The following is an 18,956-nucleotide window of genomic DNA, read 5'->3' as shown; positions in this document are numbered from 1 at the left end:
TAGGGGCGAAATGCCCCTTGAGCTTGGAAAGAAGAAAGAAGCAAGCAAGAGCAGGCGGCATACTCAAAGGAATGATGAGGAATGCCGCCTGTTTAATAGAAACAGGGGGCTTGATTGAGAGGAAAGTTTAGCAATTTCAAATTGTAATGAAAACAATGAAGGAGGTTTTGATGATGTCAAAAGGATTAATAAAAGTAAAAATAGTAATGACCCTATGGGTGCCAGCCATGCTTGTTCTAGGTTTACTTAGTTTGCTGCCTGTCTTACAGCAGCCTGTTAGGGCCCAGTCTTATGAGAATTTACAAACAAATCCCGGATTCGAATCCAATTGGACGGGGTGGGCTGTCAACGGGACTGCAGTTGTGGACGCGGCTGCGGCACACAGCGGTTCCAAAAGTGTCAAAATTGCTGCTGATTCACAAAACGAATGGAATGTAGTTGCTTCAGGTACACGAATGAAGGCTGTTGAAGGGCAAAGCTTTCGTCTGGATGCCTACATCAAGGATACGATAACGGCTTCTTCCTTGATGATAGGGCTGAGATTTTCCAATGCAAGTGATGGGACTGTTCAATATTTGTGGCATCCTGCTGGCCACTCAAGTAATTGGACGAGACAGGGAGATACTTTTACAGCTCCTAGGCATGCAACAAACGTTCAAATCTATATTTGGATGCCTTCAGATACAGTGGGGACAGCATGGATAGATGACTTGCAGTTAAGTACAGATAATTTAGCATCCGATCCAGGATTCGAGTTAAATAACGGGAGCTGGTCTGGACCGGCAATTGTGTATGACGCTTCCACCGCTAGAACGGGCTCCAAATCTGCTAAAATGGCTGGTTCCTCACATACCTTTAATGTAATCAGTACGACAGCAGCTCTGCCTAGTAATGAAAATCAAGAGTTTATTTTGAAGGCATTCAGTAAAGATACGATCACTTCGGGCACTTTTCAAATGGGCTTGCGCTACATAGATGCCACCGGAACGTCAATTTCTTACGATTGGGTCACGGCTGCAAATTCAAGTAACTGGCATCAAACGGTTCTAAAAGCGAGAACACCTGCCGGGACAAAGTCTATTCAAATCTATTTCTGGATCAGTCAACATGCGACCGGAAGTGTATGGATCGACGATGTGGTCTGGCAGTCTCAAAATGTATTAATAAATCCCGGGTTTGAGAACAACTACGATGGCTGGAGTTCACTAGAGGGAGTGATAGATACAACCACTTATTATGAGGGGTCAAAATCTTTTAAATTAGTAGGTAATAGCACTCAACCCTGGAATGTTGTCGCGGATTCGAATCTGATTTCTGCCAAAGCAGGAGAAAGCATGAAGCTTCAAGTGGTAATGAAGAGTACGCTTACTGCAGGCAGCTTGAAAATGGGAATACGTTATATCAAACCTGATGGAGTTACATCCATATCTTTTGCCTGGTATGATGCCGCACTATTAAGCAGCTGGAAGATGAATGAGGAAGTATTTGTGGCTCCCGCTGACACGGCCTATGTGCAAGCTTATTTTTTGCTGAGTCAAGATGCGGTCGGATCTGTGTGGATAGATAACACAATTTTATCGAAGGAGCCCGATCCCTTTCGTTTTCAATTGACTGAAAAGCATAAATGGAGCAATGAAACTACGGTAAATGCTAATTTTGACATCACACTGGCTAAAGGCCAATTATCGGATTACAAAGTAAAAATCGAAAGATTTGACTTTGGAGGAACAGTTCCGGTTTTTACAAAGGAATATACCTCACCAACCGCAAGCTTTACAGATTCGTTTGCTCTGTCCGGTCTTCCACTCGGATATTCGACTTATAAAGCTCATTTGATCAGGAAAACGGATGGAGTGACAATGTTTACAGGAATTCAGGAATTACAAAAAGTAGATCCCTACACATACCCAGTGCTTCCAAACACAGCAAGCGTAACATTCAGCCCTAATAAGGCTGAGCTGCTTAACGGAAATTCGTTTATAACCCGCAATCTTTATAATGTAGGACCAGCCAATTTCGCTGCCGTTAAGGCCAGAGGCTTCAACACAGTACTGGTTGCGGAAAGAGATGGCTATACGATGACACAGGTTCTCGATATGGCTCAAGCAGCGGGCTTGAAAGCATCAGCCGCCCTCTTCCTTGATACTTCTAATGTTGATCTCACTTATATCGAGAATACGGTGAATACAGTTAAAAATCATCCCGCATTGCTCTATTGGGTATTAAACGATGAACCGGATGGAAACGGGGTCTCCCCGGCCAATATGCAAGCAGCTTATAATCTGGTTAAAAGCTTGGATACCAGCCATCCTGTAACCTTTGTATTAACATTTAAGAAGTCTATCACCAATGGGACCTATAACGGGGCCACAGATATGATAAATAGCGATCCCTATCCGGTTCCCTACTTTGACCTGGACACTTATGTAAGGAATCGAGTAGACGCTGCTGCCGCAACTGGAAAACCAGTTGCCGCGACGATCCAATCTTTTGGCAGGTATGCTGCTTGGCCCAGAGAACCACTGCCGGAAGAGACTCGTGCAATGACTTATCTCGCTATCAATCACGGAGCGAAATCAACAGCGTTCTACTCCCTCGTAGATGTAGATGGGCTAGGCGGATATTTGTGGAATATGCCAGTGGATAGTCCCCAGCTATGGGCCTTGTACAAAGTATTAAATCAGGAATTGGAACTATTAAAGGATGTGATCGGTGCAGCTGGCGTTCCGCAAACGATAACGGCTTCCTCTGCGGATATTGACCTCAAACTGCGAAGTTATAATGGTGCGGATTATTTATTCGCGGTTAATAAAACCAACAAAGAGGTTACTGCCACATTTTCTGGTGGAGGTTTGTTGAATAAGGCCTCAGCCGATGTTGTTTATGAAAATAGAGCCAAGACCATAAGCGGCAGTGCTTTCAATGATACATTTTCACCTTATATGGTTCATATTTATAAGCTGCAGGCTGACTACTTGCCTATATCTCCAACTGTAGTGACCCAATTCGATGGTTTTAGGCAATTCAATAGTTCAGGCAGTGTAGATATTAAACTATCGCTCAGTATGGCCACACCGGTTCAAAAACTGATGATTCAGAACCGGCCGGATACAGCGACAAATCTCAATATTAAACATGTGCAGGTATTTGTTGGATCTACGGACGATGGCTCAACTTTTGATACACTGGTTTTTAACGGTGTTGTGCCGGGAACGAATACTGCCAATGAAGTTCGCGCAATTGACATTACAGATGTAACAAAGCGGTATTTCAAAATAGTTGTTACCGAAAACTTCTGGGGTACTCTTAATAACACTGTAGATCGCGATAAAATCCATGTGGGTTATATAAATTTTCAATAAATGGTTAAATTTTATTGCGGTATTGGCGGGGGGTAACCCCCATTTTTTTTTTGAACAAACGAAGAAAAAACTGCATGTCGTTGTAACCGACGTGATTGGCAATGTCCTGGATCGTTAAGGCGGTAGTTCGAAGCAGCTTGCAGCTTTCCTCCATGCGCAAATTTTGCACAAATTCGATGAACGTTTGGCTGGTCGTTTTTTTGAACAAGCGATGAAAATGACTGGGGCTCAAATACACCATGGCGGCCATTTGCTCCAGCGTTAAGGGCAGGTGATAATTCTTTTTAATGTATGAAAAGACTGTGTCCAAGCGATGGGCGGCCGGAGGCAGCTCTTGCGCGTAGGAATCATTTTCAAAGCGGTAGAGGAGGATGAGCAGCTCAATCACCCGCATGATCAGCAGCGTTCTGTATCCTAGCCGATGCTGAAGAAACTCTTTGTGCAGTTGTTCAAAAATAGTTTTGGCTTCATGCTGACTATCATGATAACGATAATAATCCTGGGTGGACTGGGCAAACATGCGCTCCCCGTCAAACGGGTGAGGAATCGATTGACACCAGGTCATCAATTGTTCGGCAGGAAAGACACAATTGTATACAATAAGCGGGGCGTTGCTTTGTGTCGATGCCGGACGATACACATGGGCGGTTCCTACCGGAATTATAAAGATATCCCCGCTCACGACGGGCAGCACTTCCTCATTGATGTAATGAAACCCCGATCCTTCAGCAATATAGTTAATTTCCAGGAAGTTGTGAGTGTGCATACGAGAATCAAAATTTTCATGAAACCGGTTCACATAAATGTCGACCTCGGAATCAAAGTAAATATTCGTATTGTTGAAATACACACGTGGGTTCATCTTGCACCTCTTGCTTCAATGATTTTGGGACTAAAAAAGTATGAATGCTTTCTAAGTAATGAAAGATCATGCTCCGAAAGTGCTTGCCTTTACTGTAAGACAATCTATGAAAATAGTAAAGAAGTATGTTTACACGATTTCTAACCTCAATGGGATCATGGTAAAATCAGCACCTAAAAATGCTAATATCAACTTATATATGCTGACCCATAATCGATTAAGATGAAGAAAGAATGAAACAGCGCATAGTTACAAGGCGGAGGTGATGCTTGTGCTGCTGCTTGTGCTGCTGCTTGATTAGATCTTCCACATGGAAGGCTAGAAGAGAGCGGTGGACTATAGTTTGTTGTGAAAAGAAATCGATTACCATATCGTTTGTGTCATTCTATTTATGTCATTCTATTTGTTCATTTTCATTTGTTTTTGTTCATTTCGCAATTAAAAAAGGCTCAACCTAATAATCAGTGCTTGACAGTCCAGCTAACATTCGATGGCGGTTAAATGCTACGAAAATGCCAGCTTATCGGCGAGGGTAACACGTGCGCTAATGGTCACCGAAGTCCGTTAGAAGCGGAAATGCAGCGAAATGAGATTGTAACGGTCACGGATGCCCCTTACAGGCTGAAAAGGGGACGATTGTGGGGAAACCGCCTTCTAATGGTCGCGGATGTCCACTAGAATCGTGAATATGTAAAAAGCAGCCTATAAAGGTCAGCGGTGACCGTTAGAGACAGGTCCTTTCCGTATCTGGAAGATATCTTCCGTCGTTGTGATATACGGATTCTGCATCGGTCTATTCCTCTTTTGTTGTTGGGTAGGACTTTTAACCGTACAGGATTGGCAGATGTTTTTCCAGTTTTAGCTATCCATTTATTTGTCAAGCACTGATTGTGGTGTTGAGCCTTAAAAAAAAGGAGGGTTTATTTTGAAGAAAATTTTAACCATATGTATGACAGCCGTGTTATCGCTTTCACTCGCAGCTTGCGGAAGCAGCAATGGGGGTTCCAAATCGCCGGAAGGCACTAAAGCACCTGAAGCAACCAAAGGGGCTGAAGCTTCTGCTGCTCCGAAAGAAATGAAGCTGAAGATTGGTCTGCCCGGCGGCTATGACGTTACGAAGAAGGAAATTATCGATGACTTTATCGCGAAATTCCCGAATATCCAAACGGAGATTGTCGAAGCTCCTTGGGAGGATTTCTCAACGAAGATTACGACAGAAATCGCTGGCGGAACCGCGCCTGATATTTGGTTTCAAGAAAACGCCATTATTCTTGGATATGGCAAACGCGGCGTTGCCGAGGATCTGACTCCTTATATCGAGAAGGATCTTAAGGCTGAAGACTACAGTTCAGGTCTGTATGCAGCTAAAGCAACAGATGGCAAAGTATACGGCATCCCGCACGGACTCAATCCTGTAGCGCTTGCTTACAATAAGCAAATATTTGCAGACGCCGGGGTTCCGCTGCCAACCGATGACTGGACGTACGACGACATGATTGAAGCAGCCAAGAAGCTAACGAAGCCAGATCAATATGGGTTTGCTGCTTCATATGGGATTACCCAAGGCTGGTATCCGTGGACGCGCTCTCAAGGCGGACAGGTCCTCGATGATACGAAGTCAAAAGCGATGTTTACCGATCCTAAATCCATTGCTGCTGTAACAACGTGGGCAAACCTTGTGAAGGAAGGCACTGCGCCGAACTTGGACTTCTTGAGTGCTGCAGGAGGCGAATGGAAAGTGTTCGGATCCGGCAAAGCGGCGATGTTCTTCATGCAGTACAGCAATCAAGTTATTATTAATAAAGATTTTGGAACGTTGGATTACGATACAGTGATGATGCCGAAAGGTACAGATGGCAAGCGCATAGTGCCAAATATTTCGAATACATGGATGATTTTCTCCAAAGCCAAGCAAGATAGCAAAGAGGCTGCATGGGAATTCCTTAAGTACTACTTAGGTGTTGAAGCGCAAACTCAGCTTGCAGAAAGCGGCAGTTCATTACCCGTTAATAAAGCTGCAATCTCTGCACTGGATACAAATGTGAATCCAAAAAACAAAAAGGCATTTAGCGAGGGCGTCGATCAAGCGGGTGCAACTACAGATGAAAATCCGGTTTGGAATGAATGGAGAACCGCTGCCCAACCGATCTACTCCGATATTTTCAACCAAAAGCTTTCGCCTGAAGAGGGTATGAAGAAAATTCAAGAGAAAGTCCAAGCTGTATTGGATCAAAACAATTAAATTCGTTTAAACATGGCGGAGAGTCCCTGCAGAGGGCTCCGCCATCATTATTTTGATATTCAATTTGATCAGCATTTTCATGATCATTTTTTGCCGGGAGGAATCAAAATTGAACAAACAGGGACACTGGGGCTATATCCTCACGTTGCCGTTTACTATCCATTTTTTCGTGTTTTTCGCATTTCCTTTTGTATTCTCCTTCTATTTGACCTTTACGCAATGGGATATGTTCAATGCCCCTAACTGGATCGGGATGAAAAACTGGACAATACTTTGGAATAATGAAGCATTCTGGTTTTCCATTCGCAATATATTGTTTTTCACTGTCCTGTTTGTTCCGCTGCAAACGATCATTGCACTCGTACTTGCTTACTTTTTAAATCAGTCTATTCGCGCCAAATCCTTCTACCGGTTGCTCTTTTTCCTTCCTGTCGTCACGCCTTGGCTTGCCGGGGGCATGATGTGGAGTTGGATGATGAACAAAACGTACGGTTTGTTTAATTATGTACTGAGTATAATGGATATAGCGCCTATCGATTGGCTGGACAGCAGTCACTGGTCGGTTCCGATTGCAAGCATTGCGCTAGTGAACGTATGGAAGGGGATCGGCTCCTCCATGATCATCCTGCTGGCTGCGCTGCAAGGTGTGCCCAAAGATCTTTATGAAGCCGCCTCCCTGGAGGGGGCGAAGCGACTGGATATGTTCTGGCACATTGTGTTCCCGATTGTGTCCCCGATGATTTTTCTGGTTTTAATTTTATCGACCATTTCCTCCTTCCAAGCCTTTGATGTTTTTCTGGTCATGTTTGAGGCACCACATCTTGTACCTGATCAGCGATTGACGCCGAACATTTTAATTTTCCGAGATGCTTTCCAAAACTTCAGGATGGGCTCTGCATCTGCCATGGCCTGGGTGCTGTTTATTTTGATTTTGACGGTTACTCTGGTGCAAAAGCAGTTTGAGAAGAGGTGGGTTCATTATGATTAAGCGATATAACTTGAAAAATTTCTTCATTCATGTTTTGCTGATTGTAGGAGGTCTGGCCATGTTCCTTCCCTTCTATTGGATGGTTGCCACCTCCTTGAAGTCCGGTGGGAATGTTACGCAAATACCTCCACAATGGATTCCGAACCCGTTTGTCTGGAGCAATTATGAGACGGTATGGTTCAAAGTTGATTTCGCGAGGTATACGCTGAACAGTTTCTTTATCGTTATCCTTGATATCGCCGGAATGGTCCTCTCGTGCTCCATGGTTGCATTCGGGCTGGCTATGTTTGATTTTAAGCTAAAAAAGTTTCTTTATATAGCCATGCTATCCACGCTTATGCTGCCGTTTCAAATTACGATGATTCCAGGGTATTTCATATGGAAATCGTTTGCCGCTTTGGACACCTATATACCGCTCATCGCTCCCAGCTTTTTGGGTGGTGCTTTCGGTATTTTTTTACTGCATCAGTTCTATAAAAGCACACCCAGAGAGCTGTTCGAAGCGGCGGCCATTGACGGTAGTGGGCCTTGGACCACGTTATGGCGCATTTATTTCCCGATTTCACGCACCGTACTATCCGCACTTGCCGTGTTTACGTTCATGGCAGCGTGGAGCAATACAATAGGCCCGTTATTATATTTGCATGACAAGAAATTGTTTACACTGCCGCTCGGGTTATTATTCCTGACAAGTGATACGGGGATAGAGCCGCAAATTCTGATGGCTGGTGCCGTTATTGTTACGCTGCCTGTCGTTATTGTCTTTTTATTCGCCCAAAAGCAATTCGTTGAGGGGATCGCTTCGAGCGGGTTAAAAGGGTGAGTAATTGAATGTGAGTTGGAATGAGCTTGGGCATGAGAAGAGAGTATGAGAAATGAGGAGAGCGTATGCTATCATTTTGGTTTTTGAATCATGATCTGGAAGATGATGAGCTGCGATGGCAGCTTGATGAAATGAAAGCAAAGAAGTTCACGGGTATTTTCATTCATCCGCGGGATGGTCTTAATGTGCCGTATGCGACTGAATTATGGTTTGCAAAAGTCACCGTTATTTTGGAGCATTGCGAGCGTATTGGCCTGCAAGCGTGGCTTTACGACGAGGAGCCTTTTCCGAGCGGTGCTGCTGGCGGGCAGGTTTTTTTCGATAAGCCGGAGTATAAAGCACGGTATCTGACGATGGAGAAGTTTGAAGTCCAGGGCGGGAGAGTGAAGCTCGATTTCACCCCAGGCCGGTTCTTAAAGACAGTAGCTATTCCCCGTACGCATAACGGGCTCAGCAGGGATTGGCTCGATTTGACAGCTCATACCGGACTGATGCGTAGTGAATGGATATCAGGGTATGTGAATCATGGCATTTACTACCCGCCGTATGGGGATTCGGGCAATCCGCATTGGCGCTCGGGCACGATACAACCTCACTTTCGCGTTGATTGCGTGCTTCCTGAAGGGGAGTGGATGGTATGCGCTTTTGTGGAACGGGAGCTGACTTCAGGCTGCTGGGGTTCTTATACGGATTTGATGAATCCCGACGCGACCCGCTATTTTATTGAGCTTACCCATGAAAAGTATGCGAAACGTTACAAGCATTTATTCGGAGGTGTGATCCCCGGGATATTCACCGATGAATTTAAAGTCATCCATGATGTGGCTTGGTCACCGGTTTTAAGCCCTTTTTTCCGCGAGCAGTTCGGGTATGAGATTGAAGACAGGCTTCCTGATCTGTTTCTCACCATCGATGATAGTACAGCACAAGTTCGCTATGATTACAGGCTTGCGCTAAGCAAGCTCTTGAAGTCATCGTTTATCGATCCGGTCGTCAAATGGTGCCAGGAGAACAATCTGATCATGACCGGCCACATTAGTCCCGAGGAAGACCCTGTCGGCCAGACGAAATGGACGCCTCATTTGCTTTCTTTGTTAAAAGGCTTCCATCTTCCAGGCACGGATCTTATCGCAGGGCAAATCGGCAGCACCGAATATCCGCTGCTGCATTTGGGGCCGAAGATGGCAAGCTCAGCGGCGCATCATACAGGGAAGCGCGAGTCGCTGGTTGAAGCTTATGGAGCGAATGGCTGGGAAACCGATTTTAAATCGATGATCAAAATGGCCGATTGGCTGTTCGTCATGGGCGTAACCGAAGTGGTCGTTCACGGCCAATTTTACTCGATTGACGGGCTTCGTAAAAAGGAAGCGCCGCCTTCCTACTTTTATCAGTCCAGTCATTGGCCTTATTTTGGCGAGTTTTCGGAATATATATTGCGCATGTCCGCTTTGTTGAAGGAAGGGGAGCCTCGCTGCAGGCTGCTCGTTTATTATCCGCAAGCTGCGTTTAGCGCGCTGATTCCAGACCGGTTCGAAGAAGCTGACGAGCTGCGCCGCAAGCTGGGCGCTTTGCTGCATGAGCTGCTCAGCAATCAATGGGATTTTGACCTTGTTGATGAACAGACATTGCTGGAGATGAGTGTGAAGGACGGCCAGCTGCAAGGGGTAAGCAACAACTATGATTTGCTGCTGCTGCCATATTCCGATGTTTTGGAAAGTGGAGCGGCTCGTTTTTGTGAAGCTTTGGCACATCAAGGCGTTGCTGTTTGGCGCGTGGGAGAGAGCCCAGTAGTTATTGCGTCTGAAGGTGAGGTGCGGTTTGAGGAAGCTTTGGATTTGGCGTCTGAAGGAAGGGTGCGATTTGAGGAAACTTTGGATGTAGCGTCTGAAGGTGAAAAGCAGTTTGGCGCAGCCTTGGATATTAATGGTGATCATGATCATCATGATGGTCTTGATGTAAGTTGGACAAAAGTTGTGGAGATGGAGCACATTGTCACTGCGTTAAATGAGAAGATTACCAGGGACATTATACTTTGGCGCTGTCTGCCTGATGGAACCGGGCTTATGGAACCAGCAAAAGTATATGTACAGGCGCGTAAAGTAGACTCCGTTCAACGAATGATGTTTACGAATGCGCTGGACGAAACACAGTGGACTCTGCTGAAGCATCCATCCTGCGATATATGCAAGGATGAGCTCCGAATGAAGCTGCCGCCAAATGGCTCAATGCTTGTTGATGTGCATCCGGATCGACTGGAAGTGATCGTTGCTGCCGGGCATTGGACTTCGGATGGTATGACGCTCAATTCCGTGCACCATTCAGAATTCAGTTCAACGCTCGATTTGTCTCGCAATTGGCAAATGAAGCCGAATGCGGATAATGTGCTGAATCTTTCTCATTGGCATTTCCGGGAAACAGCTCCACAGGGAGAAGAAGGGATAACAGCGGCTCCAGTTGTGAATATGATTGAGAATCCAGGTCCTATTTTTGAAAAAGAAGGCTATGGCTACTGCAGGTTTTATACCCGTGGCACTCCGGGACCGACGTATTTGGTCTATGAGCTGTCAGCCTGGGAAGGAGACTGCTGCGTTGCAGTCAACGGACAGCTGCTTCAACCAGCTCAAAAGGTGCGGCGTTATGACGTCAATAACTTTGAAGTTGACATTACGCCATTTTTGCACAAAGGAAACGGCAGGCAAATAAATATAGTCGAAGTTCGATTTTCGAGTGGTGGCCAGTTAAAGGAGCCGTTCCGATTGTATGGTGATTTCACGGTTTCGTTTCCATATACGGGATTTCCGCCAGGGCAGCTATCGTATGAGCCGCAGACAGGACATTTATCCGAGCTCGATAGCTGGGACGATCTGGGGTTTCCGCATTATGCAGGGACAATGACATATATCAAAGACATTACGCTTCAGGAGGAGTGGTTGAAGGGAGCAGGCGGGACCGGTGGAACTGGGGGAACCAGCTCCATATGGCTTCAAGCAGCTGAAGTGAATGATGTGGCGCGTCTGTTCATCAATGGAGTGGAGCAGGGGACACGATTGTGTGAGCCATTTGCATGGAATGTGACGAACAGTTTGAAAAGCGGTGAGAATCGGATCACCTTCGAGGTGGCCAACAGCCCGATTACCTTCTTTGAAGGCAACCGGAAACGAGCAGGGATTCGCGGTGCAATTTCCTTGACGAGACATTGAGCCTGCCTTAATCGGTTGAAATAAAGGAGGCTCAAAGTCCAACACCGGTTTACAGGCCCAAAAAACGCAACTGTACATCTTTTGGGCGCTGTATAACCAGGTAAAAGGAATTTCTGCAAATATAGTTACTACTCAGGACCTTTAACTACAATTGTTGCAATTTTACATATTTTTCAAGTAATTCAAGCTCAAATGACGCGAATTTCTGCAAAATTACATTAATTTTTCATTATTTACAATTGATGCAGGCGATGGGCTGAAAAGCTGCACTTTTGCAGGAATTAGCAGTCTAGAGCGATCAAATGGGCAATTGCTAGTAGAAAAACTGCAGATTTGAGATTTGCAGGAAGCGCTCTTCTCCCAAGACAGTCGGTGATTCCCCAGTAATCCTGTTAATGACCAGGCCTTGAATGCTGTACTCCAGCAGTTTCCCCAAATAGTTTTGATATGAAAGCAAAAAAAAAATCCCGAATTTGGTGAGACCTGAGCGGTAACTCAAAGGATATGCTATAATCCAATGTAAATACATTAGAGGTGGACGTCTAATGAAGCAGCTCGAAAGTAAAAATTTCATGAACGCAGACTTTCCATTTTGGATTCATCGCTACATCCATGAAGGGGGAGTAACTTTTACACATATTCATGATTTTATAGAGCTTGTGTACGTGACAAGTGGTCGTGGACAGCATACGTTTGAGGGTACGGCCTATGAGGTAGAAACGGGCGATGTGTTCATCATTAATCCTGGTGAGTCACATGGGTATACCGTGGAGGAAGGCGGTAAGCTCGAAGTCATTAATTGCTTATTCTGGTCAAGCCTGATCCATGACACGCTGCTGCATGAGATGGGCATTACCCAGACAATGGACTACTTTTTTGTTCATCCTTTTTTGGATCATGAGGAACGGTTTCATCATCGTATTAACTTAAAAGGGCGCATTGCGGACGTTGTACTTACCTTACTAGAGGCTATGCTTCAGGAGAATAATTATCGTGATCCAGGATTTGAAGTCATTCTGCGAATCAAAATGATTGAACTGTTAATTCTCTTAAGTCGAATCTATCATGCGCAACTAAATGGCAGACAGACGATGGAGACAAATAAGCATACTTTATTGGTGAAACGGATTTCTGGCTATCTGGAACGAAACTACGAGCAGCGAATGGGTGCTGAACAACTGGCTGCGTTATTTAAAATAAGTGTGCGGCAATTGCATCGGATTTTCAAATTAGAAACGAATCAAAGTATCATTGAGACATTACATCGGATTCGGATCGATAAAGCAAAGAGTTTACTGATTGAGACAGATGAAAAAATCATTACGATCGCAGGTTTGGTAGGTTATGATGACCACGCCTTCTTTAGTCGATTATTTGTACGTTATGTGGGTTGTTCGCCAGGTAAATATCGTCTTCGTAGGTTGAAAATCGAAAATCAAGAAGTTTAGTGTGCGATATGGCTTTAGGGATGGCCGAATCGACTACAAAATGTCTGAATGAACAATGAAGCAACAAAATGAAATCGTATACAATAATGGGGAGAATGCCTTTGTGTGATCAGCAGGGCATACTCCTTATTTTATGTTGAAGGAGAAATGTCGGATGAAGAAATTAATGTCCAAGGTGCAAGCTGCAATCTTGTCGCTGAGTCTGATTACGTCTATGACTCTCTCGTCTGTATCTGCCGAGCAGTTGCTGCTTGGTGTGTATGTGCCGCCGCAACCTGGTTTCATCAATGACGAACAGTATGATTTATTGCAAGAAGCTGGAATTAACTGGATTCATGGCGGTATCGGTTTTACAGAGCAAGAAATGAACGAGATGCTCGATTTGAGCGATGAACGAGATATAAGAGTGTCGGTAGGTGATTTGGATTACTTCGGTATGGGGAATACAACCGATGACAAATTAAGCATGTTAGCAAAACGTTATAAGGATCATCCAGCGACAGGCGGTTATTCTGTGCGCGATGAACCAAGTGCGTCCATGTTTAGGGGTTACGCATATGCGTATAACTATATGGCCCAAGAACATCCAGAAAGTAAGCCATATCTTAATTTGTTCCCGAATTATGCGTCAGATCTTCATATGGGGATTAGTCTTAACCCGATGTTTGCGCAAAAGCAATCCAGCGCTGCGAAGGCTGTTTCTAGCGCGAATGCTTTAGGGCAAACGTTCATGACAGATGTGGATACCCATTTTATTGATACGATTGAACTGTTTATTCCGAAAGCATCTTGGGTGTCGGGCTTGTTAACGCTCTCGCTGTGGGATTCTCCTGCGAAAACAACGAAGCTCGCTTCTAGTAAACTAGCCTATACGAATAACGGTCATTACCCGAGATTCCAACTGCATGCAGGCGTGTCCCCGAATACGGCTTATTATTGGGAGCTAACCAATGATCAAGGGATAGCAAGTACGGTTGCTCAAGTGCAGCATGCAACAACGGATGTGTATGCACAAGGTACCGCTTATGAGAATGGCAGTTCGCTAAGCGATCAGGACTTTTATTTCATCATCTACAACGGGACGAAGTATAGTCCGGCAAGCTCCTTTCAGTGGTGGAGTGGTAACGCCACAGTGGTGAAGCAAGAGCAACCCGTTGGTCAATCATTCTATAATCCAAAGTGGAATTCGAAGATCAAAGCCATCGATGTATATCTAGATAGCTGGAGTTGGGACGAAGGGGAAGAATTGACACTCAGCTTATATGACTCCCCTGCGAAGAACAATTTAATTGCTAGTGAGATGCTGCCTAGAAGCAATAATTTGAATTATCCAACTTTTGAACTGAACGTAGACGTTGAACCAGATACCTCGTATTATTGGGAGCTTGCCCATAACGGTGGCGGAGATAATTCCGTTTCTAGTATACAGGCATCGACGGTTAGCCGCTATTCAGATGGTGCTGCTTATGTAGCTGGTGTTGAGCAAAACTGGGATATTGTCTTTAATGTGTATTCGGAGGACATTCCTTTCGAGAAAGCTTCAGCAATGGGGCAATATGATACATCACGCAATGAAATTGCTGTAGGAGATGGAACATTCGATGGGGATGTAGTGGGTGAAGCTCCCGTTATGTTTTCCCCTGATAACCTCGGGATCGACCTGTCGACGAATAAGCAAGTACGTATCCGGGTGAAGAATGACACAGCAGGTGACATCGGACAACTCTTCTTCATAACCACAGAAGATCCGAATTATGATGAAGAGAAATATCACTCATTCTATATAAAACCTAATGATACAGATTATTCGGAATATGTTTTTGATATGTCCTACCTGTCCACATGGACTGGCACGCTTAAGGAGCTACGGATTGGTCAGTTTGGTGGAACGAGCGGTACAATGAGTGTTGATTATGTGAAAATCATGCCAGCTGGCAAGGAGTGGAATTTCACTTCGGAGGTTGAAGGTTGGCAACCTAATGAGCAGATTACGAATGTGAGCATCACTGATGGTGCTTATCAAGGTGAAGTTACGGGCGGTGATCCGAGTCTTTATTCGCCGGACAATTTGAATTTGGATGCAAGTAAGGTCAAACTTGTGAAAGTCCGCTTGAAGAATGAAACGAATAGTGCGCTTGCACAAGTCTTTTTTACAACGAATAGTGATCCGACCTATAGTGGGACGAAGGTTCTGAATTTCGATATTCTTCCAAATGATCCGGTCTATCGTGAATATATCGTAGATATGTCCTATATACCAGGGTGGACGGGTACGATTAAGCAGTTAAGGTTCGATCCGAATGTTGAGGCGACGTCTGGTACATTCAGTATCGATTATATTCACTTGATGCCAGATGCGACAAAAGCATGGTATTTTTCGCAAAATACAGAGGGTTGGAGAACGGAATGGGGCATGGTTAACGGTCGTCATGTGTCCAAAAGTGTCGGTCAAACCTTCACAACCCCGAGTCAAATTGATCGACGACTAGCATATATCGAAGTTGCAATGGATGAAGCAAAATGGGCTGCCAATGGTGATGTAACTTTGACGCTCTATGAGGGTACAGCGAAGAAGCAAATCGTTGGACAGGCGAAGCTTTCGAAAAGCAATAGTGGTAATTATCCGAAATTTTATGTAGATGCCAAATTGGAACCGAGTACTTCCTATTATTTTGAACTCACGCAAAATGGTAGTGGGGACGTATGGGTAAGTGGTTCGACCGCTGATGCTTATGCAGAGGGGACTGCGTATAACAATGGTATCGCACAGGATTATGATTTGTATTTTAGAACGGTGTTCTACTCGACTTATCAAGATTATGTAGATGCGTTTATTAGGGAAGTAGGAGCTGATAATCTAAGTTACCTGAGTGTGGACAACTATCCCTATTCGATTACGGAAGGGTCATTCAACGCAGATTATTTCGCTAATCTAGAAATGATGAGAGACGCTGCAGTTCATCAGAATATTCCGATGCAGTTCTACATGCAATCCGTCGGTATACCGGGCGGGCTCAGACTGCCTAATGAAGCGGAGCTGCGTTACAATGTGTACAATTCCTTGGCCTATGGGATGAAATCGTTGCAATATTATATTTGGGCAACGATTGAGGGACACACAGATGCGATTATAAAAGCAGATGGTACACCATCGCCACTGTATCCGATTGTGCAAGGATTGAACAATGAAGTATTGGCGCTGGGACCTACATTAATGGATTTAACCTCACAAAGTATATATCACGCAGGAGATATGCCGCGGGGGACATTAAGTGTACCGGTAGACTTTTTCTGGCAGCCTGTGTCTAACATGGATCAAGTCATCCTCTCCTACTTCTTGGATTCAGAAGGGCGTAAGTATGTAATGGTCGTCAATAAAGACTATGCGCATACGCAGTCCTACACGTTCGACATCGATCAGGAAGTTGAAGCAGTTTATGAAGTTTCTAAAGAAACCGGCGAGAGGGTGACGACGAATTATGATGATTCGACAGGCGAGCTTTCGGCCTCGTTCTTGCCGGGAGAAGGCAAGCTGTTCGCGCTAGCGTATCCTTATGATGCTGGACCGCCCGTGAAGGAGTGGGAATTCTCCACAAACGCGGATACAGAGGGCTGGATGGCCAATAATGAGATCAGCGCTTCACGTGTGAGCTTTGGCAGCTTGAATGGGAAGGTGACAGGCGATAGTCCAGCGCTTACGTCGGCAGATGATTTGAATACGGATATCAGTAATCATGCTGTGATCAAGCTTAAGATGCGTAATGGCACGGAAAGTGCGATGGGGCAAATTTATTTCACAACGACAGATGACGCCGTATGGGATGAGGCGAAGTCACTTCCTTTTGCCCTTGTACCGCATGATCGTAAGGAAAGAGAATACGTGCTTGATCTCTCTGGCGTAGCAGGCTGGGACGGTACGTTGAAGCAATTGCGCATCGTACCAAGTGCAGATGTAGAAAGAGGTACTTTCAGTATCGATTATGTGCGTATTACAGATACCCCTGCGAAAGTATGGCGCTTCTCCGTCGATGAAGAAGGCTGGGCAGCGAGTGGCGGGTTAACGAATGTGACGGTTGACGGCGCTTACAATGCAAAGCTCACGGGCACACAATTGGCCGAAGTTACGAATACGAACGAACTAGGCATTGATATTAGCAATAATAAGCGCGTCGAGCTTGTCATTAAGAACAATTCGAATCGTTCGGACGGGCAATTGTCATTTACGACAAAGACAGATGCCGTCTGGAATAATGAGAAGCGGGTCGATTTCTCTCTTGTTGCGAATGACACAGCAGCTTATACGACTTATGTCGTTGATCTTTCTGCTACAGCTGGTTGGACAGGAACCTTGAAAAATCTGAAAGTTGGTTTTGCAGGCGGGGGTGATTCGGGCTCCATTCAAATCGATGAGATTCGAATTGCCAATAGCAGCAGCAATGAGGCGGCCGTCTATCAAGGTCAATTGAATGTCCTTATTGCGAAGGCGGAAGGTACGCTAGCCGGGGTTGTTGAAGGGACAGAGCCAGGGCAATATCCGGTTGGTAGTATGGCGGCTTTGACCCAGGCGATTGAGGATGCAGCGTTGCTTCTGCAGGAAGGTACTGCAGTTGAACGTAAGCAAGGTCTTGCGGCTTTACGTCAAGCCATTGTGGACTTTAGCAAGGCGCTGATTGTGGATCCAGAACTGCCTTTCTGGACGGATGGCAGCTTGACTGCTACGAACATCACATCCTCAAGTGTGACGTTGACATGGTCTGGTGCGGATGATTTAACAGGCGTAACGGGCTATAGGATTTATCGAAATGACCAGCAGGTGGCGCAGGTTGCAGGCTCAGTGACTCAATACACGGTAACGGACTTGACACCAAGCACAAGCTATACGTTCGGCGTTGAAGCAGTCGATGCTGACGATCAGTTGAGTATGGACGGTCCACGGTTAATTGTACACATGTTGGCATCGAGCGGCGGTAATGGTGGAGGCAGTATCGTACAGCCGCCAGTTGAACCTGAAGCAGGTGTTGAAGCGGAACTAGTCTTAGAGCCGGGGGCAGGTGGTCGCGCAGGCATTGAAGGGGAAATTGTCGTGACGATCCCTTCAGGTGCAACGAATCAAGCGTTAAAGATGATGATTCAACGTGTATCGGATCTTAGTGGCTTGGCGCAGGCTTATCAACCGTTAGTCAGCCCGGTATTTGATATTGTTAAAAATTTTAAGGAACCTTTTGATAAGTCTGTGACGGTTACACTTACCTACGATGCGAGCAAACTTCGTGCATTTGAGAAGCCTGTTATTTTCACTTATGATGCGTCCACAGGTCAGTGGGTTGAAGTGACAAGTGTTGTATTAGAGAACAATCAAATCAGTGCGGTCGTAGACCAACTCGGTAAATTTGCCGTATTCGCAGTGAATCCAAGCCTTGTGCTGACAGACATTACGAATCATTGGGCAGAGGCTTATATCCGTGAGGCTGCGGCGCTTGATATTGTACGCGGTTATTTGGATTCGACGTTTAAACCGAATGCAGAAGTGACGAGAGCAGAGTTCGTCGTCATGTTAACGAGAGCATTAGGACTACAAGGATCTGGCACTACGCTGAACTTTAAGGATGATGCAAGTATTGGCGTATGGGCGCAGTCAGCGGTTGCGCAAGCACTAGAAGCAGGGATTGTGAATGGGTATGCTGATCAGACTTTCCGTCCGAATGCAGCGATTTCGCGTACAGAGATGGTGACAATGGTGATGAGAGCACTACAGATAACCTTGCCAGAAGCATCTGTGACTTCGTTCAACGATGATCGCGCGATTCCAGCTTGGGCGAAGGCATATGTACAAGGGGCATTTAACGAAGGGTTGATTTCAGGCAGAAGTGGTAATCAGTTTGCACCGAATGAAACGGCCACTCGTGCAGAGGCGATTAAAGTACTGATGACTGCAAGGAATAGCTTGTAAACGTTCAAAGTAATGTTTGCCTACTCATTCATATCAAAAAACCAACCTTGTTTGCGAGGATGGTTTTTTGATATGGGAAAA

The 18,956-nt window shown here is 45.3% G+C and carries 9 protein-coding genes; 7 read left to right on the top strand and 2 right to left on the bottom strand.

Going from position 1 to position 18,956, the window contains the following annotated elements:
• The first annotated feature begins 173 nt into the window (after positions 1-173).
• Complete coding sequence (locus J2Z66_RS33760; RefSeq protein ID WP_209977181.1) at positions 174-3,362, top strand: carbohydrate binding domain-containing protein; 3,189 nt, start codon at positions 174-176, stop codon at positions 3,360-3,362.
• A 4-nt stretch (positions 3,363-3,366) separates the two neighbouring features.
• On the opposite strand, the gene J2Z66_RS33755 is transcribed toward J2Z66_RS33760, so the two are convergent.
• Positions 3,367-4,224, bottom strand: a complete 858-nt coding sequence (locus tag J2Z66_RS33755; protein WP_209977180.1) for an AraC family transcriptional regulator — start codon at positions 4,222-4,224, stop codon at positions 3,367-3,369.
• A gap of 925 nt (positions 4,225-5,149) precedes the next feature.
• Here J2Z66_RS33755 and J2Z66_RS33750 point away from each other — a divergent pair.
• The 4 genes from J2Z66_RS33750 to J2Z66_RS33735 all read left to right on the top strand — a co-directional run bounded on the left by J2Z66_RS33750 (position 5,150) and on the right by J2Z66_RS33735 (position 11,477).
• Positions 5,150-6,466, top strand: coding sequence for an ABC transporter substrate-binding protein (locus tag J2Z66_RS33750; RefSeq protein ID WP_245376049.1), 1,317 nt, complete (start codon positions 5,150-5,152; stop codon positions 6,464-6,466).
• A gap of 109 nt (positions 6,467-6,575) precedes the next feature.
• Positions 6,576-7,454: a carbohydrate ABC transporter permease gene (locus tag J2Z66_RS33745; RefSeq protein WP_209977179.1), complete on the top strand. Its 879-nt coding sequence runs from the start codon at positions 6,576-6,578 to the stop codon at positions 7,452-7,454.
• Complete coding sequence (locus J2Z66_RS33740) at positions 7,447-8,277, top strand: carbohydrate ABC transporter permease (protein WP_209977178.1); 831 nt, start codon at positions 7,447-7,449, stop codon at positions 8,275-8,277. Before J2Z66_RS33745 ends, J2Z66_RS33740 begins: the two co-directional genes overlap by 8 nt.
• A 65-nt stretch (positions 8,278-8,342) precedes the next feature.
• Positions 8,343-11,477 carry a glycosyl hydrolase gene (locus J2Z66_RS33735; RefSeq protein ID WP_209977177.1) on the top strand — a complete coding sequence of 1,045 codons (3,135 nt, stop codon included), beginning with the start codon at positions 8,343-8,345 and terminating at the stop codon, positions 11,475-11,477.
• A gap of 313 nt (positions 11,478-11,790) precedes the next feature.
• Here J2Z66_RS33735 and J2Z66_RS33730 read toward each other — a convergent pair whose 3' ends face one another.
• Positions 11,791-11,934: a hypothetical protein gene (locus J2Z66_RS33730; RefSeq protein ID WP_245376048.1), complete on the bottom strand. Its 144-nt coding sequence runs from the start codon at positions 11,932-11,934 to the stop codon at positions 11,791-11,793.
• A gap of 88 nt (positions 11,935-12,022) precedes the next feature.
• Between J2Z66_RS33730 and J2Z66_RS33725 the strand changes: the two genes are divergently transcribed.
• Both J2Z66_RS33725 and J2Z66_RS33720 read left to right on the top strand, forming a co-directional pair.
• On the top strand, positions 12,023-12,925 hold the full coding sequence (locus J2Z66_RS33725; RefSeq protein WP_209977176.1) for an AraC family transcriptional regulator: 903 nt from the start codon (positions 12,023-12,025) through the stop codon (positions 12,923-12,925).
• Between the two features lie 154 nt (positions 12,926-13,079).
• A complete protein-coding gene (locus J2Z66_RS33720; protein WP_209977175.1) occupies positions 13,080-18,875 on the top strand; it encodes an S-layer homology domain-containing protein in 5,796 nt (1,931 codons plus the stop codon).
• Positions 18,876-18,956 lie beyond the last annotated feature (81 nt).

This window comes from Paenibacillus eucommiae (genome assembly GCF_017874215.1).
Classification (GTDB): domain Bacteria; phylum Bacillota; class Bacilli; order Paenibacillales; family NBRC-103111; genus Paenibacillus_AI; species Paenibacillus_AI eucommiae.
Note: the sequence above shows the minus strand (reverse complement) of the source record. Positions and strands in the feature narration are given on the sequence as shown.

Coding starts and splice junctions, on each gene's coding strand:
- J2Z66_RS33735 (WP_209977177.1), top strand. CDS start 8,343: ATGCTATCATTTTGGTTTTTGAATCATGATCTGGAAGATGATGAGCTG.
- J2Z66_RS33725 (WP_209977176.1), top strand. CDS start 12,023: ATGAAGCAGCTCGAAAGTAAAAATTTCATGAACGCAGACTTTCCATTT.
- J2Z66_RS33755 (WP_209977180.1), bottom strand. CDS start 4,224: ATGAACCCACGTGTGTATTTCAACAATACGAATATTTACTTTGATTCC.
- J2Z66_RS33760 (WP_209977181.1), top strand. CDS start 174: ATGTCAAAAGGATTAATAAAAGTAAAAATAGTAATGACCCTATGGGTG.
- J2Z66_RS33740 (WP_209977178.1), top strand. CDS start 7,447: ATGATTAAGCGATATAACTTGAAAAATTTCTTCATTCATGTTTTGCTG.
- J2Z66_RS33720 (WP_209977175.1), top strand. CDS start 13,080: ATGAAGAAATTAATGTCCAAGGTGCAAGCTGCAATCTTGTCGCTGAGT.